Here is a 21,338-nt window from a genome sequence, read left to right as displayed (position 1 = left end):
CCATGAAGAACGCAGCGAAGACGCTGGGCGCGGGGCTCGTGCTCGCCGCGACGGCCGCCTGCGGCGCGGGCGGCCCGGGAGCACCGGCGACCACGAGCACCCCACCGGCCGTCACCACCCCCTCGGATCTGCCCACCTCGCTCCCGGCCAGCCCGCCGGTCGCGAAACCACCGGTCTCACGACCGACCGTCGGCCCGCCGCCCTCGGACAAGATGCTGCCGCCGACGCAGGTCGAGGCCAAGGTGCCCGCGCAGGTCAGCGCCGAGAACGGCGGCCTGAACGTGCACGTCGAGCTGAGCGGCTGCGACGAGGCGACGGCGAACCTCGCCGAGCAGAACGCGCAGCGGGTCGTGATCAAGGTGAAGATCGATCACGGCAAGCCGGGGCAGATGTGCCCGCAGGTCATCCGCTACGCCGTCCTGCCGGTGAAACTCGCCGAGCCGATCGGGCCGCGGGCCATCGTCCTGGAAGCAGGTTGAGATCATGTGCAACCCCACGACGGCCTCGTTCCGTCCTAGCCGCATGAGGTACTTAACGAATGTCATCGGCCTTGGCCTGATCGTCGTTGCGGTATCCGCTTGCGGGGCGCAGAACCAGGCAGCGGAACCCGCGGCCGGACCCGGTAGCGGCACCCTGAGTACCGTGCCGCCGTCGCCGACCGCCCCGCCGTCCTCCTCGCCGACACCCGCCCCGGGCAGCCAGCCCGGTATCCCGGGCGCTCCGCGCCAGGAGGTCCCGGAGGGCAGCACCAAGCTGCCGGACAAGCAGCTCGACGCGGCGGCGCTGCCCGCGGACTACCCGCGTGAGGTGTACACGAGCAACGGCGGGACGATCCTGAACATCCGCGGCCAGGAAGGCGGCTGCGGGCACGCGACGGCGGAGGCCGCGCAGCAGGACGGGAACCGGGTCACCGTCAACCTGACCGAACTGAAGGGCCAGACCGGCCAGATGTGCACGATGGACATCCGGCATCCGGTGATCTCGGTGTCGCTGGCGGCGCCGCTGGGAGAGCGGACCGTCGTGTTGAAGCAGATGCGGTAAGGCTCCAGAGAGTGCTATGAAAGGCCCGTTACTTGCAAATTTTGCAAGTAACGGGCCTTTCATAGCGGCTCACGTCAGCGGAAGCTGATCTGCAGCGTCGGTTCCGAGGTGGCCTCGAAGAAGTCGTTGCCCTTGTCGTCGATGACGATGAACGCGGGGAAGTCCTCGACCTCGATCTTCCAGACCGCCTCCATCCCCAGCTCGGCGTACTCGAGGACGTCGACCTTCTTGATGCAGTCCTGCGCCAGCCGCGCGGCCGGGCCGCCGATCGAGCCGAGGTAGAAGCCGCCGTGCTCCTCGCACGCCGCGGTCACCTTCTTGGACCGGTTGCCCTTCGCCAGCATCACCAGCGAACCGCCAGCGGCCTGGAACTGCTCGACGTAGGAGTCCATGCGGCCCGCGGTGGTCGGCCCGAAGGAACCCGACGCGTAGCCCTCGGGCGTCTTCGCCGGGCCCGCGTAGTACACGGGGTGGTCGCGAAGGTACTGAGGCATCTCTTCGCCCGCGTCGAGCCGCTCGGCGATCTTCGCGTGCGCGATGTCGCGGGCGACGACGAGCGGGCCGGTCAGCGACAGACGCGTCTTCACCGGCAGCTGCGAGAGCTGCGCGCGGATCTCGGCCATCGGCCGGTTGAGGTCGACGGTCACCACCTCGTCGGACAGGTCGTCCTCGGTGACGTCCGGCAGGAACCGCGCCGGATCGCGTTCCAGCTGCTCCAGGAAGACGCCGTCGGCGGTGATCTTCGCCTTGGCCTGGCGGTCGGCCGAGCACGAGACGGCGACGCCGACCGGGCAGGACGCGCCGTGGCGCGGCAGGCGGATCACCCGGACGTCGTGGCAGAAGTACTTGCCGCCGAACTGCGCGCCGATGCCGAACTGGCGCGTCATCTCCAGCACCTGCTGTTCGAGGTCGACGTCGCGGAAACCGTGGCCCAGCTCGGAACCCTCGGTGGGCAGGTCGTCGAGGTAGCGGGCCGAGGCCAGCTTCGCGACCTTCAGGTTGAACTCCGCCGACGTGCCGCCGACGACGATCGCGAGGTGGTACGGGGGACAGGCCGCGGTGCCGAGGCTGCGCAGTTTCTCGTCGAGGAACTTCGCGAGGCGCTTCGGGTTCAGGACCGCTTTCGTTTCCTGATAGAGGAACGTCTTGTTCGCACTGCCGCCGCCCTTCGCCATGAACAGGAATTCATAGCTCGGGTCGCCTTGGCCATCTTTGTGATAGAGCTCGATCTGCGCGGGCAAGTTGGTGCCCGTATTGCGCTCATCCCAGAAATTCACCGGCGCCATCTGCGAATAGCGCAGATTCAACTCCTGATAGGCGTCGAAAATGCCCCGCGACAACGCGCGTTCGTCGTCGGCGCCGGTGAGCACGCCTTCGCCGCGTTTGCCGATCACGATCGCGGTGCCGGTGTCCTGGCACATCGGGAGGACGCCGCCCGCGGAGATCGCCGCGTTGCGCAGCAGATCCATCGCGACGAACCGGTCGTTGCCGCTCGCCTCCGGGTCGTCGACGATCGCCCGCAGCTGGGCCAGGTGTGACGAGCGCAACAGGTGCTGGATGTCGGTGATCGCGGTCTTGGCGAGCTTGGTCAGCGCTTCGGGCTCGACCTTGAGGAATTTCCGGCCTGCCGCTTCGACGACCTCGACACCTTCGGCGCTGAGCAGCCGGTACTCGGTGTGGGTGTCCTTGGCGAGCGGGAGGACTTCGGTGTGCTGGAACGTGGTGGGCGCCACTGCGCGGGCTCCTTTGCCGGCATCGGGAACCCGCCCACGGTACAAGGCGGGCCCCGAGTGACCGGCGCCGCGTCCGGGAGTGCTAAAGCGGACTGCAATTTTCGCACCGCAATTTGTCGCCGCGCCCCACAAATTAGTTCGGGAGGCCGGGCCCACCCCGACGGACCCGACCTCCCGGGGAAAGCGATCCGGGCGCGAACACCCGACCGCGAAGACTTATTTACCTGCTCGACGGTCTCGTGACGCAGGTCATAAGTCAACGCTGCCGAACGGGTGTTGCTTTTTCCGCGCCGATAGGCGCAATGAGGACTACGAAGCGTAGGCGCGCAGGCGGTCGGCCCGCTCGCCCTGACGAAGCTTCGACATGACCTCTCGCTCGATCTGGCGAACGCGCTCACGGGAGAGCCCGAAGTGCTTGCCGATCTGGTCGAGCGTGCGGGGCTGGCCGTCGTCGAGGCCGTAGCGCAGGCGGATCACCTGGGACTCCCGGTCGTCCAGCGTCGCGAGCACGCGGCGCAGGTCGTCCTGGAGCAGACCGGAGATCACGGCGCTCTCGGCGTCGGTCGCCTCGGAGTCCTCGATGAAGTCACCGAGCGGGGCGTCCTCCTCGGTGCCGACCGGCATGTCCAGGCTCACCGGGTCACGCGAGTGGTCGAGCAGATCGGAGATCTTGTGCGCCGGAATGCCCGATTCGGCGGCCAGTTCTTCGTGCGTGGCGTCGCGCCCGAGCTGCTGGTGCAGATCGCGCTTGATGCGGGCCAGCTTGTTCACCTGTTCCACCAGGTGGACCGGCAGCCGGATGGTGCGTCCCTGGTCGGCCATCCCCCTGGTGATGGCCTGGCGGATCCACCAGGTGGCGTAGGTCGAGAACTTGAACCCCTTGGAGTAGTCGAACTTCTCCACCGCGCGGATCAGACCCAGGTTCCCCTCCTGGATCAGGTCGAGCAGCGGCATCCCCCGGCCGGTGTAGCGCTTCGCGAGCGAGACCACGAGGCGGAGGTTGGCCTCCAGCAGGTGGTTCTTCGCGACGTGGCCGTCACGCACGAGGGCGGACATCTCCGAGCGCCGCTTCGGCGTGAGGCTCTCGGCCGTGTCCAGCATGTGCTGGGCGAACACTCCGGCTTCGATGCGCTTGGCCAGCTCGACCTCGTCGGCGGCGGACAGCAGTGCCGTCTTGCCGATTCCGTTGAGGTACACGCGGACGAGGTCCGCGGCCGGGCTCTGGGCGTCGAGATCTGCTGCTGCGTCGGTGAACGCCCCCGCGATCACCGGCTCCTCGGTGGATTGCGCCGGGATACGGCGCTCGCGAATCCCGCGCGCTTCGCGTTCGAGAGTCTGGACTGACATTCTGCCTCCCCGGTCACGGGCTGAACGTGCTGCGGTGTGTCCGCCGGAACCGCTTCGGCGTAGCAAGCCCTGTGGAAAACCCGCTACTCCTCGTCGGCCCAGCTTGGCTGGACACTTTGCTCAACGCCGGGAGGTCCGAAAACGTTCCCGGCCGCTACAGAGAAGACGGGCGGCTGACCTGGGACGTTGCTCGACCAACCCTGAGCTTTTCCTGAGAATGCCCGTGGGGGAGAAACCGATATGGTCTAGACCTCTATGAGGAGGGTGAACGGACCGTCGTTCACGCTCCGGACCGCCATCATGGCCCCGAACCGGCCGGTCTCGACCCGTGCGCCACGTTCGCGCAGGGCGTCCACGACGGCCGTCACGAGAGGTTCGGCATTTTCCGGCCGGGCGGCCGCCGTCCACGACGGACGGCGGCCTTTGCGGGTATCGCCGTAAAGGGTGAACTGACTTACGACAAGCAGGGGAGCATCGGTGGTGGCACACGACTCTTCGTCGCGAAGTATGCGAGCTTCGTGAAGTTTGCGTGCCATCGTGGCCGCCTTCGTCACCTCGTCGTCGACGTGGATTCCCAGCAGTACCAGCAAACCCGGTTCGCCGATGGCGCCCGTCACCTCGTCGCCGACGGTCACGCTCGCTTCCGTGACCCTCGCCACCACCGCCCGCATCAGACGGCGGGGAGGAGCATGCCGTGCCGGACCAGTTCGCGGACGACGGGCAGCGCGGCGGCTGCCAGTTCCTCCGGTTCGAGGCCCTGAGCGGCCGCCAAGAGCACGATCAGGTCCTCGAGGGGCAACGCGCCCCGGCAGCCGGCGAGCAGCCGTGCCGCCAGTTCGTCGACCTCGTGCGACCAGCCGGGACCGTCGGTGCGGTGCAGCCGCTGGACGGTCGTGGCCCAGCCCTCCTCGCCCGGCTCGGCGACGCTCTCCAGAAGGACGCTCTCCGGGACCCGGAACCGGGTGCCGAGGAGTGACTCCCCGTTGGCGCGCAGCCATTCCACCCGGTCCAGCCAGTTCGCCGCCTCGGCGCCCAGCGGGTCGTCGTAGGCCTGCCGGAGGTCCTCGCACACGATCGTCGGGGTCGCGCCGTCCGCCCGGCGAAGGGTGACGAAGCCGAAACCGATGCCTTGGACGTCGTTTTCGGCGAACCAGTCGAGCCAGGCGCCGGATTTCGCGCGGCCTTCGGGGGAGCGGGGGTCGATCCCCGCGTCGCGCAGCCACGTGCCGACGTACAGGCCCGGATCCGCGATGTCCCGCTGGACGAACCACGCGTCGGTCTCGGCGGGCAGCCAGCGGGTCACCCGGTCGCCCCAGTCCTCGCCCTCGACGTGCAGCCAGGACGCGAGGAGGTGGCCGGTGCCGCCTTCGTTGAGGAACCCGGGCAGCTGCCGCACCACGAGCGCGCTGGCGTCGTCGCCCGCCAGCCCGGAGTCGCGGTAGGTGTAGTCCACCCGCGGCGGGCCGACCACGAACGGCGGATTGCAGACGATCTGGTCGAACCGGCGCCGCGCGACCGGCGCGAACCACTCGCCTTGCACGAGTTCGACGTCCAGTTCGTTGAGCCGGAAGGTGGCCGCGGCGAGCGCCAGCGCGCGAGCCGAGAGATCGGTGGCGGTGACCTTCTTCGCGTGGCGGGTGGCGTACAGGGCCTGGATACCGGTACCGGTGCCGACGTCGAGCAGGCTGCCGACCTCGCGACGGCTGGTGGCGCGGACCAGGCTGAGCGAGGCGTGCCCGACGCCGAGCACGTGGTCTTCGGGCACCGCCCGGCCGAGGATGTCGGCGTCGAGGTCCGAAACGACCCACCACGAACTCTCGTCGTCACCGTGCGGGCGGATGTCGAGACCGGCTCGGTAGCCACCGGCTTCGGGGACGAGCAGCGTCGCGGCGACGGCGTCGTCCAGCGAAAGCGGTGAGAAAGCGGCTTCGGTCTCTTTCTCCGGCTCGGTCGAGCCCAGCAGGAACAGCCGGATCAGCGTGCCGAGTTCTCCGGCGTCGCGGGTGGCTCGATAGGCGAGTTCGGGCTCGCCGCGGCCGAGGGCGGCGCTCGCGGGACCGAGGGCGTCGACCACGCCGTCGGCGTCGTAACCCGTCCGGCGGAAGGCGTCCCGCAGCCTCGCGCAGACGTCGTCGGACAGGTCGGGGAAGGCCGCTGGTGTGCTCACGGTGGGTAATACTGCCAGGATGAGGTGGTGAGCCTCGAAAGTGTCCTGGCACCGCTGCAGGCGGCGCTGCCCGGATTGGAAGACCTGTACACCGACCTCCACCGGCATCCGGAGCTGTCGTTCGCCGAAACCCGCACCGCCGCCGAACTGGCCCGCCGTCTGGAGGCCGACGGCTACGAGGTGCACACCGGCATCGGGCGCACCGGCGTCCTGGGCGTGCTGCGCAACGGGCCCGGCCCGAAGGTCATGCTGCGCGCCGACATCGACGCGCTGCCGGTCGAGGAGAAGACCGGCCTGCCCTACGCGAGCACCGCGCGCGGGATCGACGCCGACGGCCGCGACGTCCCGGTGATGCACGCCTGCGGCCACGACATGCACGCCACCTGGCTCTCGGGCGCCGCCTCGCTGCTGTCCGCCGGGCGCGAGCACTGGTCGGGCACGCTGATGGTCGTCTTCCAGCCGGGGGAGGAGGCCGGGGACGGCGCCGTCGGCATGGTCCGCGACGGGGTCTTCGAACCCGCGGGCAAACCCGACGTCGTGCTCGGCCAGCACGTCGTGCCGGGTCCGGCGGGCTGGGTGCTGACCAGGCCCGGCGTGATCATGGCGGCCACCGACGCGCTGCGCATCACGCTGCACGGGCGGGGAGGGCACGGCTCTCGTCCCGAGACGACGGTGGATCCCGCGGTGCTCGCCGCGTCCGTGGTACTGAAACTGCAGACCATCGTTTCGCGGGAGATCTCGGCGACCGAGTCGGCGGTGGTGACCGTCGGTTCGCTGCACGTCGGGACCGCGCACAACATCATCGCCGACCACGCCGTGCTCGAGGTCAACATCCGGTCGTTCGACCAGGCCGTGCGGGAGAAGGTCGTCGCGGCGGTCGAACGGATCGTCCAGGGCGAGGCCGCCACCGCGGGCGCGCCGAAGCCGCCGGAGATCGAGCGCATCGGCACGTTCCCGGTCACCGAGAACGACGACGCGGCCACCGAAGGCCTCACCGCCGCGTTCCGCGACCACTTCGGCGAGGGCAGGGTGATGCCCGCGCCGCTGGTCACCGGCAGTGAGGACTTCAGCGAGTTCGGCCGCGCGGCCGGGGTGCCGTCGGTGTTCTGGCTGGTCGGCGGGCTGGACGAGCAGAAGGTCATCGCCGCGATGACGGCGGGCCGGTTCGAACAGGACATCCCGTCGAACCATTCGCCGCTGTTCGCGCCGCTCCCGCATCCGACGCTTTCGGCGGGCGTGGAAACGCTCGTGGTCGCGGCTTGGCACCGGCTCACCCACCCGGGTGTCGGATGAGCCCGGCGAGTGGGAGCATGGAAGCCGGAGGTGGTGCTGTGAACGCGCCCGCCCACGGTCCCGAACCGAGGGAACCCGCTCCGGTGCTGATCACCGAAGCCGCCCCGTCCTACGAAGACCAGCTCGCCAAGCGGAAGCGGAAGTACATCATCATGATGTCGTTCCGCATCCCGTGCCTCATCCTCGCCGGCATCTTCTACGAGACCTGGTGGCTCGCGCTGGCGCTGATCGCGATCTCGATCCCGCTGCCCTGGATCGCTGTCCTGGTCGCCAACGACCGGCCGCCGCGCAAGAGCGAAACGGTCAACCGGTACCAGGCCGAACCGACCCGCATCGAAGACGGCAACCACCGGGTCATCGACGGCGGCTGACGCGCTTCGCGCGCGCTATGAAAGGCCCGTTACTTGCAAAATTTGCAAGTAACGGGCCTTTCATAGCGTCCCCGGGGCTACGGCTGCGGCCCGACCTTCGCGACCGCGCGGGCACCCAGTCGCGTACCCGCCCGAAGCACCTCCACGGTGGACTCGCCGCGCAGCCACGCCGCCAGCACACCGGCGTCGAAGGCGTCCCCGGCGCCGGTGGAGTCGACGCAGTCGGCGGGCACCGACGGCACCGAGGTGATGTTGCCGCCCGCGTCGATCCAGCTGGCGCCGTCGAGACCGGCGGTGACGACGACCTCGCCGACGTAGCCCAGCAGTTCCTTCGCCGCTTCCGGATCACTCGACCCGGTCAGCGCGACCAGCTCGCTGGTGTTCGGCATCAGCAGGTCGACACCGCGCACGTCGTCGAGGAAGCCCGCCGGATCGGTCATCAGCGTCGCCGCCTGCGGGTCGACCGACGTCGTCAGCCCGGCCTTCTTCGCCGCCGCCAGTGAGGCGAGCGCCGCGGGCCGGGACGACGGGTACAGCAGGACGTAGCCCGAGAGGTGCAGGTGGCTCGCCCCGCTCAGCGCCTGCTCGGTGATGTCCTCGGGCGCGAACCTCGCGTTCGCGCCGCGGTCGGCGAGCATGCTCCGCTCGCCGGCGCCGTCGACGAGCACCACGACGCAGAACGTCGGGTCTTCGGGATCCACCGCGAATTCGCACCGGACGCCCGCCGCCTCCAGCTCGGTCTTCACCATGCGGCCGCCGGAATCGTCGCCGATCCGCGCGATCAGCGTGGTTTCCGCTCCCTCGGCGCGCAGCCAGAGCGCGGTGTTCGCGCCCGCGCCGCCGCTGGTGAAGTGGACCTTCGCGCGGATGTCGCCGCCGTGCGGGATGGGACCTTCGTGCCGCGCGACCACGTCCAGACCGACGTCGCCGACGACCACGATCCCGCTCATGCCGCGTTCCCGGCGAGCGCGACGGCGACCGAGGTGGCCAGTTCCGCGTTGGACAGGACCAGCGCCTCGTTGGCGTCGAGGCTCGCGCCGCCGCTCGCGGTGTGGAAGTGCTCCAGCAGCACCGGTGTGACCTCCTTGCCGTGGACCCCTTGCGACTTCAGGAGTTCCAGTCCCTCGGCGAGCAGCCGGTCGTGCAGTTCCCGGTCCATTTCGGACGCTTCCGGGATCGGATTCGCCAGCAGCACCCCGGAATCCGCGTGCGCCCGGTGGGCGGCGATGACGGAGGCGGCCTGCGCGGCGTCGTCGACCCGCCACGGCACCTCGAAGCCGGACGAGCGGAGGTAGAACGCGGGGAACTCGCCGGTGCGGTACCCCAGCACGGGCACCGAGTTGGTCTCCAGCAGCTCCAGCGTCGCGGCGATGTCGAGGACCGACTTCACCCCGGAACAGACGACCGTGGTCGGCACCTTCGCGAGCACGCCCAGATCCGCCGAGACGTCCCAGCTCTGTGCCGCGCCCTGGTGCACGCCGCCCAGCCCGCCGGTGGCGAACATGCCGATCCCGGCCGCGGCGGCGAGCGCCGCGGTGCTCGCGACGGTCGTCGCGCCGGAGCGGCCGAGGCCGACGGCCGGGCCGATGTCGCGCAGGGAGAGCTTGTCCAGGTCCGCGCCGGGCGCGCAGACGCGCTCCAGCTGTTCGCCGGTGAGCCCGATCAGGGGGACGCCGTCGAGCACGGCGATCGTCGCGGGGACGGCGCCGCCGTCGCGCACGACCTTCTCCAGCCGCCGGGCGACGTCGAGGTTCCGGCCGGGCGGGAGACCGTGGGAGAGGATGGTGCTCTCCAGCGCGACGACGGGGTCACCGTCGGCGAGGGCGGAGGCGACCTCTTCGTGAAGGGACAGTTGCGGAGTCACGAACGAACATCATCGGTGATGTGGGTCCGCGCCACGCCAGCGGGTCAGTTCGCCCGCGAGGTTCTCCCGCGCCTTGCTCTCCCAGCGTGCCCGCGCGATGTCGCTGCGATACAGCCGCGGCCGCGCCAGCAGGCTTTCCAGGACGGTCGCGCGTCCGACGCGCCAGTCCTCGTCCGAATAGATCGAGTACTCCTCCCGGACACCGTCCGCGTACTCCTGGTACTTCTCCGGCGAGGCGCCGAGGATCGCGAGGTCGGCGTCGAGCAGCGCGGTGGCGAGGACGTCGTCGTCGGGGGCGGCGTGATGGATCGTGCTGAGGACCAGCTCCTCCGCACGGGTGATTTCGGCCTCGGGGACCCGGGCGTTGGCGAGCTCGTCGCGGGTCCAGGCCGCGCTGGCCTGTTCGTCCTCGCCGGGGCGGGCGTCGTAGACGACGTCGTGTGTCCAGGCGGCGACGGCGATGAGGGCTCGCTCACGGGAGCTCAGGCCGAAGGCGACGGCGAGGGCGCCGCTGTCGCGGGCGACGGCTCTGGCGTGCCGGAGGTCGTGATAGCGGCGATGCGGCTCGGCGTAGCGGGTTTCGAGGTCGTTCCACGCGACGGCGGCGATCTGGTGATCGCCACCGAGCCTGGTGATCGCGGTTGGCCAGTCCATCAGTCGAAGATTCCGCGTGATTTGGCCACTTCGTGCAGCCAGCCCTCGATCTGTGGCTCCCACTTGACCCGGTCCAGCGCCGCGTGGTCGACCTTGAACAGGCCGAGGAACTCCTGGCCGCGCCCGCCGAACCCGCCGCTCTTGGACACCCGCACCCGTTTGGTCACCTCCAGTACGACCTGCGTCTCCGCCGCCGAGGACAGGAACGTCACCGCCACGGAGGTGAAGACGTTCGCGAACCGCGGCGAGGGGGTGAAGCGGATCTCCTGGAAGAACGGGAGCTGCTGGGTCGCGCCGTTGATCCGGCCGCGTTCCAGCACGGCCTCGCGGAAGACGAAGCCGATCCGGCTGAAGGCGTCCAGTATCCGTTTCTGCGCGGGCAGCGGCTCGATCGCGGCGCCGTCGACGTCGACCGGGTCGGTGACGGAGTTCGCGATGTCGAGGCTGGTCTGCAGGCCGACGGCCATCCCGTGCAGCGGCTTGCCGAAGACGCTGGAGATCGGCGTCTCCCACGGCAGGGCGACCTCGAACGGGATGCGAACCTGCTGACCAGGGGTGACGCGCTCGCGGCCGGCCAGCTGCTGGGTGCCGAACTCGAGGTCCTCGACGCCGGGAGCGCGCTCGTCCGGCGTCTGGACGCGGGCGAGCAGCTTCACCGAGAGACCGTTGATCTCTTGATCGACTTCACCGCCGAGCAGCAGGACCTCGCCGCGCAGGGGACGGCCGGGGGAGACCGAGCGATCGAGCAGCCGGGCGTCGATCTTCGCCCCGCCCGAACCGAATGTCGCGAGCACCTTCTGGAACATGGGCGAGATCCTGCCAGGTCGCCGGTGTGCGCAGGAGGATTTGGGGCATTATGGAGGGGTGAGTACACAGACCCTTCCGAAGCCGGATACCCGCCCCGAGGGCACCGACGGCACCGATGACGACGCGCCGAAGATGTTCCACTACGTGCGCAAGAACAAGATCGCCGAAAGCGCGGTCATGGGCACGCACGTGGTGGCGCTGTGCGGCGAGGTCTTCCCGGTGACGAAGTCGGCGAAGCCCGGTTCGCCGGTGTGCCCCGACTGCAAGAAGATCTACGACGGTCTCAAGCCGGGCGACTGACACCTGGCCGTCCGGTGTCCGAAACCGGACAAAATCTGAAAATCCTTCACATGGTGGCTGCCCGTCCCGGTTTTCGCTGGTAATTCAGTACCCGCCAGCGAAAACCCGTCGGGACGGAGCCTTCATGCGCAAAACCGGGATCGTGCTCGCCATCGCCGCCTTGCTCGCGGTGTTCTCTCCCGCCGCGGCCCAGGCCGTGACGGGCTGGACCACGGTCGGCTCGGACAACGCCCGCCCGCTCGACGAGGGCCAGGGCCTGGCCACCATCGAGCGGCCCTCCGGGACCATCTACCGCTACACCGGGATCGCGACCGTTCCCGTCAACCTGTCTTCGCAGGGCTGGAACCACATCGGCGATCCGGGTTCGGCGCAAGGCTGGTACGTCGAGCCGTACCAGCGCGACGACAGGGGCGCGAAACTCTTCCGCGTCGAGTCGCCCGATGGGACCTGGGCGAACTACACCCACGCGCTGGAATCGTGGGAGGCGAACAACAACTCGTTCGCCGCCGTGACCCCCGACGCGCGCTGGATGGTGGCGGGCGAGTGGGGCACGATGGACCGGCTCCTCGTGCACCCGATGCCCGGCGTCGCGCACACGAACCCGTCGGCGAACCTGCCGTACTCGTCCGCGATCCGGCTCGACCGGCCGGTGCGGGACATCCAGGGCTGCGACTTCGTCACCGCGACACGGCTGCTGTGCGCGTCCGACGATCCCGAAGGCGCGCTGTTCGGGACGACCAAACCGCTGCTGCAGGTCGATCTTTCCGGCGCGCTGTCCGGTTCGGACGTCACCGGGCGGGTGACCTCGCTGGGGCAGTTGCCGTTGAAGAGCACCTGCAGCGGGAACTTCGAGACCGAGGGCGTCGACGTGGCCGCCGACGGGACCCTGCGGGTCGTCGTGCTGTCGCCTTCGTGGTGCGTGGCGTTCGACAGCAAGACGTGGCGGTTCCGGAAGGCGTGAGCGAAAGGCACGCCGGGCGTCCCACCGGCCCGGCGTGCCTTCCTCCCCCGTCCCCCAGGTCTACGAAGTCGGCTCGGGCGTCAGCGTCTCGGAAGCCGGGGCCTCCGAGGAACGCGACCGTCGAGCGTCCTTCTTCGCGCGGCGCTTCTCTTTCCGCGTCTCGACCGTCGTGTACAGCGTCGGCACCAGGATCAGCGTCAGCAGGGTCGAACTGACCAGCCCGCCGATCACCACGATCGCCAGCGGCTGCCCGATGAACCCGCCCTGACCGGTCAGGCCGAGCGCCATCGGGACCAGCGCGAAGATGGTCGCCGCGGCGGTCATCAGGATCGGCCGCAGCCGTCGCCTGCCGCCCTCGATCACCGCTTCGGACACGCTCATCCCCGAAGCCCGGTACTGGTTGATCAGGTCGATCAGCACGATCGCGTTGGTCACCACGATGCCGACGAGCATCAGCATCCCGATCAGCGCGGGCAGGCCCAGCGCGGTACCGGTGGCCAGCAGCAGCCCGATCGCGCCGGTCGCCGCGAACGGGATCGACACCAGCAGGATCAGCGGCTGGAGCAGGCTGCGGAACGTCGCCACCATGATCAGGTACACGATCGCGACCGCGGCCAGCAGCGCGAGGAACAGGTTGCCGAAGGCCTCCTGCTGGTCCTCGCTGACGCCGCCGAGCTTGTACGCCGCGCCACCGGTGAAGGTCAGGCCGTCCAATTTGGACTGGATGGCCTTCGTGGTGGCGGCCAGGTCCGCGCCGGTGTTCTTGGCGGTGACCGTGGTGCTCAGCTCGCCCGAGGTGCGGTGCACCGCGGCCGGGCCGTCCACAGTGGACACGTTGGCGACCGAGTCGAGCCGGACGACGCCCGTCGCGCTCGGGATCGGCAGCGCCTTGACCGCGTCCACCGACACCGGGGCCGAGCCGGCGCGCAGCACGATGTCCGTGCGCTCGCCGTCCACCGGCAGCTGGGTCACCGTGCGGCCGGCGATCGCCTGGTTCGCGATCTGGCCGATCGTCGTCGCCGAAAGCCCGCTCGCGGCGGCCTTGGCGGCGTCGACCTCGACCTGCACGCGCGGCGAGCCCTGCGAGAGGTCACTGGTCACCTCGGTCAGGTCCGGCACCGAGGACAGGGCCTGGCGGACCTGCTCGGCGGCGGGCTTCAGCGAGGCCTCGTCGGGAGCGGTGACGGTGATCGAGACGCCGTCGGAGTTGAAGCCGCCCGCTTCGGCGCCGACCTTGACCTCGCCGAGCTCCGGCGCGCTCAGCTTGCCGCGCAAGCGATCCGAGAGCGCCTCGACGTCGGTGTCCTTGGCGACGGTGACCTGGATACTGGTCGCCGTCCCGCCACCGCCGAAGAAGTTGCCCCCGCCGATGCTCACCTGATAGGTCTCGACGGCGGGTTCGGCGGCGAGCGCCTGTTCCACCGCGCCCGCGGCCTTCTCCTTGGCCTCGGGACTGGTGCCGGGCGGCAGCTTCTGCGAAAGGCTCAGCGTCGTCGAGCCGGACTGGTCCAGGAAGTTCGTGTTCAGCTGCGACGCGAGTCCGACCGTGCCGCCGAAGATGATCAGCGCCAGCAGCACCACGGTGACGCGGCGACGGGTGGCGAACTTGATCACCGGCACGTAGCCGCGCTGCAGCAGCCCGCGGCGTTCCTTGTCCTCGGCCGCCTGCCGCGTGAGCTCGGCTTCGTGCTCGTTCGCGGGGGTCTTCGGCGGCTTGAGGAACCAGTACGCCAGCACCGGCACGATGGTCAGCGAGACCAGCAGCGACGCCAGCAGCGCCACGGTGACGGTGATCGCGAACGGCGAGAACAGCTCGCCGACGAAACCGCCGACGAAGGCGATGGGCAGGAACACCGCGACCGTGGTGAGCGTCGACGAGGTCACCGCGCCCGCCACCTCGCGCACGCCGTCGAGGACCGCGCGCTGTTTCTCCTCGCCGTACGCCAGATGTCGTTTGATGTTCTCCAGCACCACGATCGAGTCGTCGACGACCCGGCCGATGGCGATGGTGAGCGCGCCGAGGGTTAGCAGGTTCAGCGACAGATCACCGGTCCACAGCGCGAGCAGCGCCACGACCACCGAAAGCGGGATCGACACCGCCGTCACGAGCGTGGACCGCAGCGACATCAGGAACAGCAGGATCACGATGACCGCGAAAGCCAGGCCCAGCAGGCCTTCGGTGGTCAGCCCGCTGATCGCGTCCTTGACCGGGGTGCCCTGGTCGAACACGACGCTCATCTCGGCGCCGATCTTCTTCGACAGCTCGGGCAGCTTGTCCCGCACGGATTCCGAGATCGCGACCGCGTTCCCGTTCTCCACCATGGTGATCGAGAGCCCGAGGCTCGGCTTGCCGTTGGTGCGCGTGATCGACGTCGGCGGCGCGAAGCCCGCCTGGACGTCCGCGACTTCACCGAGCTTCACCGGCTTGGGAGCCTGGGCACCGGGACGCGATCCCGGCGTCGCGGACGGCGTCAGGTAAAGGTTCTTGATCGTGTCCACTGTGGTCGGTCCGCCGCCGACCTGGACGGTGAGCGTCTTGTCGCCTTCGGTCAGCGTCCCGGCCGGGACGGCGGCACCGGCGGTCTGCAGCGTGGTGGCGATCGACGACGGGTCGACGCCCGCCGCGGCCAGCTTCGCGTAGTCCAGCGCGATGGTGACCCGCGGCTGCCGCGCACCGGTGACCTCGACCTCGCGGACGCCGTCGATCTTGCGCAGCTCCGGCGCGACCTCCCCGGTCAGCGCCGGTGCGAGGGCCTGCGGGTCACCGGTGGTCCCGGCGGCGAGCAGGACGACCGGGAGGTCGTCGGTGGAGCCCGCCGAAACGGTCGGTTCGCTGTTCTGCGGCAGCCGCGCCTTGACCCCGTCGACGACGCGCTGGATCTGCCCGACGGCCGCGTCGATGTCCGTGCCGAATTCGAACTGCGCGGTGATCCGCGACAAGCCCTCCGACGACGTCGAGTTCAGTTCTTCGAGCCCCTTGAGGCCCTGCAGCCCGCCTTCGAGCGGTTCGGTGACCTGACGGTCGACCGCGTCCGGCGACGCGCCCGCGTACGGCGTGATGATCTGCGCCTGCGGGAACTGCAACGACGGGAACAGCTGTTGCTTCAGCTGTGGCAGGGCGAAGGCGCCGAAGCCGATGACCACCAGGGCGAGCAGCCCGATGAGACTTCGGTTGCGCAGGCTCAGTCTGGCCAGCGTGGACATGACGGGATCCCCCAGAAAGGCAACTCGGGAACGTGCGGATTACCGCGAGCTTTTCATGGCGGAGGGTGGACTGGATTCACACCACGGGTGGAATCGGAGTACGACTTCGGGATGAGGTCATCCCCCGACCGGTGTCAACTTCGCCGTTCTGTCACCTGATCGGCTTCGCTCTGCGTTTCTTCGTTCACCGATTGTTCCGAAGCGTGTTCGGCGTCACCGTCGGGAGAATCGCCGTTCGGACGGGGACGCCGGAGCGGGACGGTCGTGCGTTCCCACAGTTTGCGACCCTCTTCGGCGCGGATCCGTTCGCTGGCGCGTTCCATCTCCAGCCGCCGCCATTTCCGGCGCTGGCGTTTCGTCGCCTTGGCGGGCCACAGTTCTTGGATCGCGCTGTTGAAGTACGCGCCGCCGACCACCGCGAGCCCGATGAAGAACATCAGCAGCAGGAACGCGATCGGCGCGGCGAGCGCGCCGTAGGTGTAGCCGGTCTGGGTGATCCAGTTCAGATAGATCCGCAGGCCGATGCTGGAGAGCAGGAACACGACCATGGCGAGCATCGCGCCCGGCAGTCCGCGGTGCCACGGCAGCCTGCGCGGCAGGGACAGCTTGTACAGCGTCGTCAGCGCCAGCACGATCATCACGGCCAGCACCGGGTAGTACAGCGTGCCGACCCAGTACGACACCGTGTCGCGCCAGTCGTTCGGGAAGAACTGGGGGAGCAGGTCCGGGCCGATCGCCAGCAGCGGCAGCCCGACCACCAGGATGACCAGCCCGGCCAGGTACAGCAGCAGCGCGAAGATTCGCTGCCAGACGTCGTTGCGGACGCCGTACTGGTCGTGCGCCACGGTGATCGCGTCGACGAACGACGACATCGCCGACGAGCCCGCCCACAGGGAGATCAGGAATCCGATGGAGACGATCTCGCCCTTGCCGACGAACAGGATGCTGTTGACCGTCGGCTCGATGATGTCGTGGACGGCGTTGTCGCTGAAGATCGTCTTGCTGAAGGTGATGATCCGGTCGTGGACCGCGGTCACGACCTCCTGGCCGAACCAGTCGCCGACGAAGCCGAGGCAACCGAGGAGCCCGAGCAGCAGCGGCGGCAGCGACAACGTCTGCCAGAACGCGGCTTCGGCGGCCTCGGAGAAGATGTTGCCTTCCCAGGCCTTGTTGAGCGTGCGGCTGAGCAGGCGCAACGGTCGCCTGCGGGCCTTCGCGACCTCGGCGGCCGGCTCGTTCCGGCCGTTCTCCTCGCTCATGCAGCTCCTCCGCCAGCGCCGAGCGCCCTTGACGGGGTCCAGCATGGTCCATGTCCGGGCATTCGGCTCGTCACCCCTGGGTTTTCGGGTGAGTAAACCGACAACGGGGGTGGCGCTTCCGGCGTTCCACGAGCCCGGCAGGTAGGCTCACTGGAGTGCCCTCACCTCAGGCGCCGGCGTCGCGGCCGGATACCAAAGTGGGGGTTTTCGCTTGTGACGAGGCGATTGACCAGGGGTTTCGGGTGAGGGAGGAGGGGAACCGGCATGTCGGAAACGGTTGAGCGCGATCGAGGCGAGCTGGGCGCGCCTCCCGCGTCGAAGGACAGCACCGCCCGCCCGCTGCGTGCCTGGCAGCGCCGCGCGCTGACGAAGTACCTGACGAAGAAACCGCAGGATTTCCTGGCCGTCGCGACCCCGGGCGCGGGCAAGACGGTGTTCGGTCTCCGGATCGCCGCCGAGCTGCTGAGCGACCGGACCATCGAGAAGATCACCATCGTCGCGCCCACGGAGCACCTGAAGCACCAGTGGGCCGCCTCGGCGGCGGCCGCGGGGATCGCGATCGACTCGAACTTCCGCAACGGCGCCGGTGCCACCTCACGCGACTACCAAGGTGTCGCGGTGACCTACGCGCAGGTCGCGGCGCATCCGACGCTGCACCGCGTGCGCACCGAGAACCGCAAGACGCTGGTCATCCTGGACGAGATCCACCACGGCGGTGACGCGAAGTCCTGGGGTGACGCGATCCGCGAGGCGTTCACGCCCGCCGTCCGCCGTCTCGCGCTGACCGGGACGCCGTTCCGCAGTGACGACTCGCAGATCCCGTTCGTCACCTACGAGCCCGACGGTTCGGGCTTCCAGCGCAGCAAATCCGACCACTCCTACGGCTACGCCGACGCGCTCGCCGACGGCGTGGTCCGGCCGGTCGTCTTCCTCGCCTACTCCGGCGAGGCCTCCTGGCGCACGAGCGCGGGGGAGGAGTTCACCGCGCGGCTCGGCGAGCCGCTGACCGCCGAGCAGAACGCGCGGGCCTGGCGCACGGCGCTCGACCCGGCCGGTGAGTGGGTCCCGGCGGTCCTGCAGGCCGCGGACACGCGCCTCGCGCAGTTGCGCGCCAACGGCATCCCGGACGCCGGCGGCCTGGTGATCGCCACCGACCAGGACTCCGCACGCGCCTACGCCAAGATCCTGGAGCGGCTCTCCGGCCAGACCCCGACGGTCGTCCTCTCCGACGACCCGAAGGCGTCCGGGCGGATCAAGGAGTTCTCCGACTCGACCGACCGCTGGCTGGTCGCGGTCCGGATGGTGTCCGAAGGCGTCGACGTCCCGCGTCTCGCCGTCGGCGTCTACGCCACGAGCGCGTCGACCCCGCTGTTCTTCGCGCAGGCCATCGGCCGGTACGTGCGTTCGCGCAAACCGGGCGAGACGGCTTCGGTCTTCCTGCCGAGCGTGCCGGTGCTGCTGGAACTGGCCAGCGAGCTGGAGGCGCAGCGCGACCACGTCCTCGGCAAGCCGCACCGCGAGAAGGAGGGCTGGGAGGACGAACTCCTCGCCCAGGCCAACCGCACCGAGGACGAGCCGGGCGAAGAGGAGAAGGCGTTCACCTCGCTGGGCGCCTCCGCCGAGCTCGACCAGGTCATCTACGACGGCAACTCCTTCGGCACCGCGGTGTTCTCCGGTTCCGACGAGGAGCAGGAGTACCTCGGCCTGCCGGGGCTGCTCGAACCGGACCAGGTCCGCGCCCTGCTGCGGAAGCGGCAGGAGGAGCAGCTCTCGGACGAGAAGCGCCGGAAGCCCAAGGCCGAAGAGGCGGCGCCGGTCGCGCGGCCGCAGTCGGTCAGCGAGCGGCTCGGCGCCTTGCGCAAGGAGCTGAACGCCCTGGTGGGCGTGCACCACCACCGGACGCGGAAGCCGCACGGCGCGATCCACAACGAACTCCGCCGGATCTGCGGCGGCCCGCCGACCGCGATGGCGACGGTCGAACAGCTCGAAGAGCGCATCGTCACCCTGCGTACCTGGTAGCGCCCCGTAAACGACGCTATGAAAGGCCCGTTGCTTGCAAAATTTGCAAGCAACGGGCCTTTCATAGCATCCGGGGGCAGGGCGGCGAGCAACCGTTGTCACGCTGAGTGAGTGGTGGCGGTCACACCGTCAACGGACCTAGACTTCGTACGTCTTGCTACGGCCACGTTGCCAAACCGTGTCCATTTGATGAGGCTTAATCGATTCAGCCGTCTTCCGCGAAACCCGTTCGGCGGCATATGTTGTCGCCCACAACATATGCGCGATGGTGCGACCGGTCCTCCAGGATCGCCGCCCGCGAGCAAGATCCGGAAGGAACGAGGATGCGCAGCAGAACCCTTACCCTCCTCGCCGCGACGGTGGGCGCCGGCCTGGTGCTCTCCGCCTGTGGCGCCAACTCCGCCGACTCGGGCAGCAGCAACTCCTCGCAGTCCGCCCCCGCTCCGGGCGGTGCCGCCGCCGGCGGCAAGGTCGGTGTCATCCTGCCGGAGACCGCCACCTCCGCGCGCTGGGAGTCCTTCGACAAGCCGTTCCTGACCAAGGCGCTCAAGGACGCGGGCTTCGACGCCGACGTCCAGAACGCGCAGGGCGACGTCCAGAAGTTCACCACGCTGGCCGACGGCATGATCGCGCAGAACGTCAAGGTCCTGATCATCGCCGCCATCAACGGCGAGGTCGGCTCGGCCGTCGCCAAGAAGGCGCAGGCCGCGGGCATCCCGACGATCGACTACGACCGCCTGAACCTCGGCGGCAGCTCCGACTACTACGTCTCGTTCGACAACGAGAAGGTCGGCCAGCTCCAGGGCCAGGGCCTCGCCGACGCGCTGAAGGACAAGAAGGGCGCCGAGGTCGTCATGATCGAGGGTGCCCCGACCGACAACAACGCGACGCTGTTCGCCAACGGCCAGAAGTCCGTCCTGCAGCCGAAGTTCGCCAGCAACGACCTCAAGCTCGTGCGCGAACAGGCCATCGATAACTGGGACAACCAGAAGGGTGGTCAGACCTTCGAGCAGATCCTGACCGACAACAAGGGCAAGGTCGACGGCGTCGTCGCCGCGAACGACGGTCTCGCGGGCGCGGTCATCACCGTGCTGAAGAAGAACGGCCTCAACGGCAAGGTCCCAGTCACCGGCCAGGACGCCACCGCGGACGGCCTCATGGCCATCCTGCGCGGCGACCAGTACATGACCGTTTTCAAGCCCATCAAGGAAGAGGCCGAGGCCGCGGCGAAGCTCGCCGTCCTGCTGGCCAAGGGCGACAAGGCGGGCGCCGACGCGCTGGCCACCGGCAAGGCGAAGGACCCGAAGGGCAACCGCGAGGTCAAGTCCGTGCTCCTCGAGCCGAAGCTGACCACCAAGGACGGTGTCAAGGAGGTCGTGACGCAGGGCTACGTCAAGGCGGCCGAGATCTGCGGCGGCGACCTGGCCGCGGCGTGCACGCAGCTCGGCATCTCCTGACCCGTTAATCCAGACGACCGGGCCGGGGCGTGCTCGCCAGACAGCGCCCCGGCCCGGTTCCCACCCGGGAGAATTCGAGAAACCCCCATGAGCGAACCCATCCTCGAACTGAAGCAGCTGAACAAGAGCTTCGGGCCGGTCCACGTCCTCCACGACGTGGACTTCAACGTGCGCGCCGGTGAGGTCACCGCGCTCGTCGGCGACAACGGTGCCGGCAAGTCCACTTTGGTCAAGTCGATCGCCGGCATCCACGGCTACGACTCGGGCACGGTGAAGTTCCAGGGCGAGCAGGTGCACATCCACGGCCCGCGCGACGCCGCGGATCTGGGGATCGAGGTCGTGTACCAGGACCTCGCCCTCGCCGAGAACCTCGACATCGTGCAGAACATGTTCCTCGGCCGCGAACGCGGCAGCAAATGGCTGCTCGACGAGGCCAGCATGGAGAAGGCCGCGCGCGAGACGCTCGCCTCGCTTTCGGTCCGCACCGTGAAGTCCGTCCGCACACCGGTTTCGGCCCTCTCGGGTGGGCAGCGGCAGACCGTCGCGATCGCCAAGTCCGTGCTGTGGGACTCGAAGGTCGTCCTGCTCGACGAGCCGACCGCCGCGCTCGGTGTCGCGCAGACCCGTCAGGTGCTCGACCTCGTCCGCCGCCTCGCGGAACAGGGCCTCGGAGTGGTGCTGATCAGCCACAACATGGCCGACGTCTTCGAGGTCGCCGACCGGATCGCGGTGCTCTACCTCGGCCGTCTCGTCGCCGAGGTGCACACCAAGGACGTCACCCACGGCCAGGTCGTGGAACTGATCACCGCCGGCCGCTCCGGCGACCTCGGCCTTGCCCGCCCCGAAGCCGCCGTCCTGTGA

At 69.2% G+C, this 21,338-nt stretch carries 19 protein-coding genes; 9 read left to right on the top strand and 10 right to left on the bottom strand.

Going from position 1 to position 21,338, the window contains the following annotated elements:
- Positions 1-2: 2 nt before the first annotated feature.
- Together ACLJPX_RS24245 and ACLJPX_RS24240 are read left to right on the top strand one after the other, a co-directional pair.
- Positions 3-479: a hypothetical protein gene (locus ACLJPX_RS24245; RefSeq protein WP_410602088.1), complete on the top strand. Its 477-nt coding sequence runs from the start codon at positions 3-5 to the stop codon at positions 477-479.
- A 163-nt stretch (positions 480-642) separates the two neighbouring features.
- On the top strand, positions 643-1,041 hold the full coding sequence (locus ACLJPX_RS24240; RefSeq protein ID WP_101606573.1) for a hypothetical protein: 399 nt from the start codon (positions 643-645) through the stop codon (positions 1,039-1,041).
- A 74-nt stretch (positions 1,042-1,115) separates the two neighbouring features.
- Here ACLJPX_RS24240 and ACLJPX_RS24235 read toward each other — a convergent pair whose 3' ends face one another.
- The 4 genes from ACLJPX_RS24235 to ACLJPX_RS24220 form a co-directional block, all read right to left on the bottom strand.
- Complete coding sequence (locus ACLJPX_RS24235; RefSeq protein ID WP_410602087.1) at positions 1,116-2,774, bottom strand: fumarate hydratase; 1,659 nt, start codon at positions 2,772-2,774, stop codon at positions 1,116-1,118.
- A 309-nt stretch (positions 2,775-3,083) separates the two neighbouring features.
- Positions 3,084-4,121 (bottom strand): sigma-70 family RNA polymerase sigma factor, encoded by a 1,038-nt coding sequence (locus ACLJPX_RS24230; protein WP_125780198.1) that lies wholly within the window; start codon positions 4,119-4,121, stop codon positions 3,084-3,086.
- A 245-nt stretch (positions 4,122-4,366) separates the two neighbouring features.
- Positions 4,367-4,792: a D-aminoacyl-tRNA deacylase gene (gene dtd / locus ACLJPX_RS24225; RefSeq protein ID WP_410602085.1), complete on the bottom strand. Its 426-nt coding sequence runs from the start codon at positions 4,790-4,792 to the stop codon at positions 4,367-4,369.
- Positions 4,792-6,288, bottom strand: a complete 1,497-nt coding sequence (locus ACLJPX_RS24220; RefSeq protein ID WP_410602084.1) for a methyltransferase — start codon at positions 6,286-6,288, stop codon at positions 4,792-4,794. The genes dtd and ACLJPX_RS24220 overlap by 1 nt, the downstream gene beginning before the upstream one ends.
- 27 nt (positions 6,289-6,315) lie before the next feature.
- On the opposite strand from ACLJPX_RS24220, the gene ACLJPX_RS24215 reads away from it, so the two are divergent.
- Positions 6,316-7,581 carry an amidohydrolase gene (locus ACLJPX_RS24215; protein ID WP_410602083.1) on the top strand — a complete coding sequence of 422 codons (1,266 nt, stop codon included), beginning with the start codon at positions 6,316-6,318 and terminating at the stop codon, positions 7,579-7,581.
- A 17-nt stretch (positions 7,582-7,598) separates the two neighbouring features.
- A complete protein-coding gene (locus tag ACLJPX_RS24210) occupies positions 7,599-7,952 on the top strand; it encodes a DUF3099 domain-containing protein (protein ID WP_410602082.1) in 354 nt (117 codons plus the stop codon).
- Between the two features lie 77 nt (positions 7,953-8,029).
- Here ACLJPX_RS24210 and ACLJPX_RS24205 read toward each other — a convergent pair whose 3' ends face one another.
- The 4 genes from ACLJPX_RS24205 to ACLJPX_RS24190 are packed head-to-tail and all read right to left on the bottom strand — an operon-like array spanning position 8,030 to position 11,276.
- A complete protein-coding gene (locus ACLJPX_RS24205) occupies positions 8,030-8,902 on the bottom strand; it encodes a carbohydrate kinase family protein (RefSeq protein ID WP_410602081.1) in 873 nt (290 codons plus the stop codon).
- The gene (locus ACLJPX_RS24200; RefSeq protein ID WP_410602080.1) at positions 8,899-9,816 is read right to left on the bottom strand and encodes a pseudouridine-5'-phosphate glycosidase; all 918 of its coding nucleotides are present in this window, start codon (positions 9,814-9,816) and stop codon (positions 8,899-8,901) included. The genes ACLJPX_RS24205 and ACLJPX_RS24200 overlap by 4 nt, the downstream gene beginning before the upstream one ends.
- Before the next feature lie 9 nt (positions 9,817-9,825).
- Positions 9,826-10,470, bottom strand: coding sequence for a hypothetical protein (locus ACLJPX_RS24195; RefSeq protein ID WP_410602078.1), 645 nt, complete (start codon positions 10,468-10,470; stop codon positions 9,826-9,828).
- Positions 10,470-11,276: a sporulation protein gene (locus ACLJPX_RS24190; RefSeq protein WP_410602076.1), complete on the bottom strand. Its 807-nt coding sequence runs from the start codon at positions 11,274-11,276 to the stop codon at positions 10,470-10,472. Before ACLJPX_RS24190 ends, ACLJPX_RS24195 begins: the two co-directional genes overlap by 1 nt.
- A 58-nt stretch (positions 11,277-11,334) precedes the next feature.
- Here ACLJPX_RS24190 and ACLJPX_RS24185 point away from each other — a divergent pair, with 58 nt between their 5' ends.
- Positions 11,335-11,577, top strand: a complete 243-nt coding sequence (locus tag ACLJPX_RS24185; RefSeq protein ID WP_005164469.1) for a DUF3039 domain-containing protein — start codon at positions 11,335-11,337, stop codon at positions 11,575-11,577.
- Positions 11,578-11,701: 124 nt separating this feature from the next.
- Positions 11,702-12,538 carry a hypothetical protein gene (locus tag ACLJPX_RS24180; protein ID WP_410602075.1) on the top strand — a complete coding sequence of 279 codons (837 nt, stop codon included), beginning with the start codon at positions 11,702-11,704 and terminating at the stop codon, positions 12,536-12,538.
- 60 nt (positions 12,539-12,598) lie between these two features.
- On the opposite strand, the gene ACLJPX_RS24175 is transcribed toward ACLJPX_RS24180, so the two are convergent.
- Positions 12,599-15,742 carry an efflux RND transporter permease subunit gene (locus tag ACLJPX_RS24175; protein WP_410602074.1) on the bottom strand — a complete coding sequence of 1,048 codons (3,144 nt, stop codon included), beginning with the start codon at positions 15,740-15,742 and terminating at the stop codon, positions 12,599-12,601.
- A 134-nt stretch (positions 15,743-15,876) separates the two neighbouring features.
- Positions 15,877-17,001, bottom strand: a complete 1,125-nt coding sequence (locus tag ACLJPX_RS24170; protein ID WP_410602073.1) for a YihY/virulence factor BrkB family protein — start codon at positions 16,999-17,001, stop codon at positions 15,877-15,879.
- A 264-nt stretch (positions 17,002-17,265) separates the two neighbouring features.
- Between ACLJPX_RS24170 and ACLJPX_RS24165 the strand changes: the two genes are divergently transcribed.
- The 3 genes from ACLJPX_RS24165 (at position 17,266) to ACLJPX_RS24155 (ending at position 21,338) form a co-directional block, all read left to right on the top strand.
- Entirely contained in the window at positions 17,266-19,020 is a 1,755-nt protein-coding gene (locus ACLJPX_RS24165) for a DEAD/DEAH box helicase (RefSeq protein ID WP_410602072.1), read from the top strand.
- Between the two features lie 323 nt (positions 19,021-19,343).
- Entirely contained in the window at positions 19,344-20,477 is a 1,134-nt protein-coding gene (locus ACLJPX_RS24160) for a sugar ABC transporter substrate-binding protein (protein WP_101606585.1), read from the top strand.
- Positions 20,478-20,564: 87 nt separating this feature from the next.
- Entirely contained in the window at positions 20,565-21,338 is a 774-nt protein-coding gene (locus ACLJPX_RS24155; RefSeq protein ID WP_101606586.1) for an ATP-binding cassette domain-containing protein, read from the top strand.

The organism is Amycolatopsis sp. lyj-90, assembly GCF_046549035.1.
In the GTDB taxonomy this organism is placed as follows: domain Bacteria; phylum Actinomycetota; class Actinomycetes; order Mycobacteriales; family Pseudonocardiaceae; genus Amycolatopsis.
Note: the sequence above shows the minus strand (reverse complement) of the source record. Positions and strands in the feature narration are given on the sequence as shown.

Excerpts from the sequence above, each read along its gene's own strand:
- ACLJPX_RS24245 (WP_410602088.1), top strand. The coding sequence starts at position 3 with ATGAAGAACGCAGCGAAGACGCTGGGCGCGGGGCTCGTGCTCGCCGCG.
- ACLJPX_RS24230 (WP_125780198.1), bottom strand. The coding sequence starts at position 4,121 with ATGTCAGTCCAGACTCTCGAACGCGAAGCGCGCGGGATTCGCGAGCGC.
- dtd (WP_410602085.1), bottom strand. The coding sequence starts at position 4,792 with ATGCGGGCGGTGGTGGCGAGGGTCACGGAAGCGAGCGTGACCGTCGGC.
- ACLJPX_RS24210 (WP_410602082.1), top strand. The coding sequence starts at position 7,599 with ATGGAAGCCGGAGGTGGTGCTGTGAACGCGCCCGCCCACGGTCCCGAA.
- ACLJPX_RS24205 (WP_410602081.1), bottom strand. The coding sequence starts at position 8,902 with ATGAGCGGGATCGTGGTCGTCGGCGACGTCGGTCTGGACGTGGTCGCG.
- ACLJPX_RS24195 (WP_410602078.1), bottom strand. The coding sequence starts at position 10,470 with ATGGACTGGCCAACCGCGATCACCAGGCTCGGTGGCGATCACCAGATC.
- ACLJPX_RS24190 (WP_410602076.1), bottom strand. The coding sequence starts at position 11,276 with ATGTTCCAGAAGGTGCTCGCGACATTCGGTTCGGGCGGGGCGAAGATC.
- ACLJPX_RS24180 (WP_410602075.1), top strand. The coding sequence starts at position 11,702 with ATGCGCAAAACCGGGATCGTGCTCGCCATCGCCGCCTTGCTCGCGGTG.
- ACLJPX_RS24175 (WP_410602074.1), bottom strand. The coding sequence starts at position 15,742 with ATGTCCACGCTGGCCAGACTGAGCCTGCGCAACCGAAGTCTCATCGGG.
- ACLJPX_RS24170 (WP_410602073.1), bottom strand. The coding sequence starts at position 17,001 with ATGAGCGAGGAGAACGGCCGGAACGAGCCGGCCGCCGAGGTCGCGAAG.
- ACLJPX_RS24165 (WP_410602072.1), top strand. The coding sequence starts at position 17,266 with ATGTCGGAAACGGTTGAGCGCGATCGAGGCGAGCTGGGCGCGCCTCCC.
- ACLJPX_RS24160 (WP_101606585.1), top strand. The coding sequence starts at position 19,344 with ATGCGCAGCAGAACCCTTACCCTCCTCGCCGCGACGGTGGGCGCCGGC.
- ACLJPX_RS24155 (WP_101606586.1), top strand. The coding sequence starts at position 20,565 with ATGAGCGAACCCATCCTCGAACTGAAGCAGCTGAACAAGAGCTTCGGG.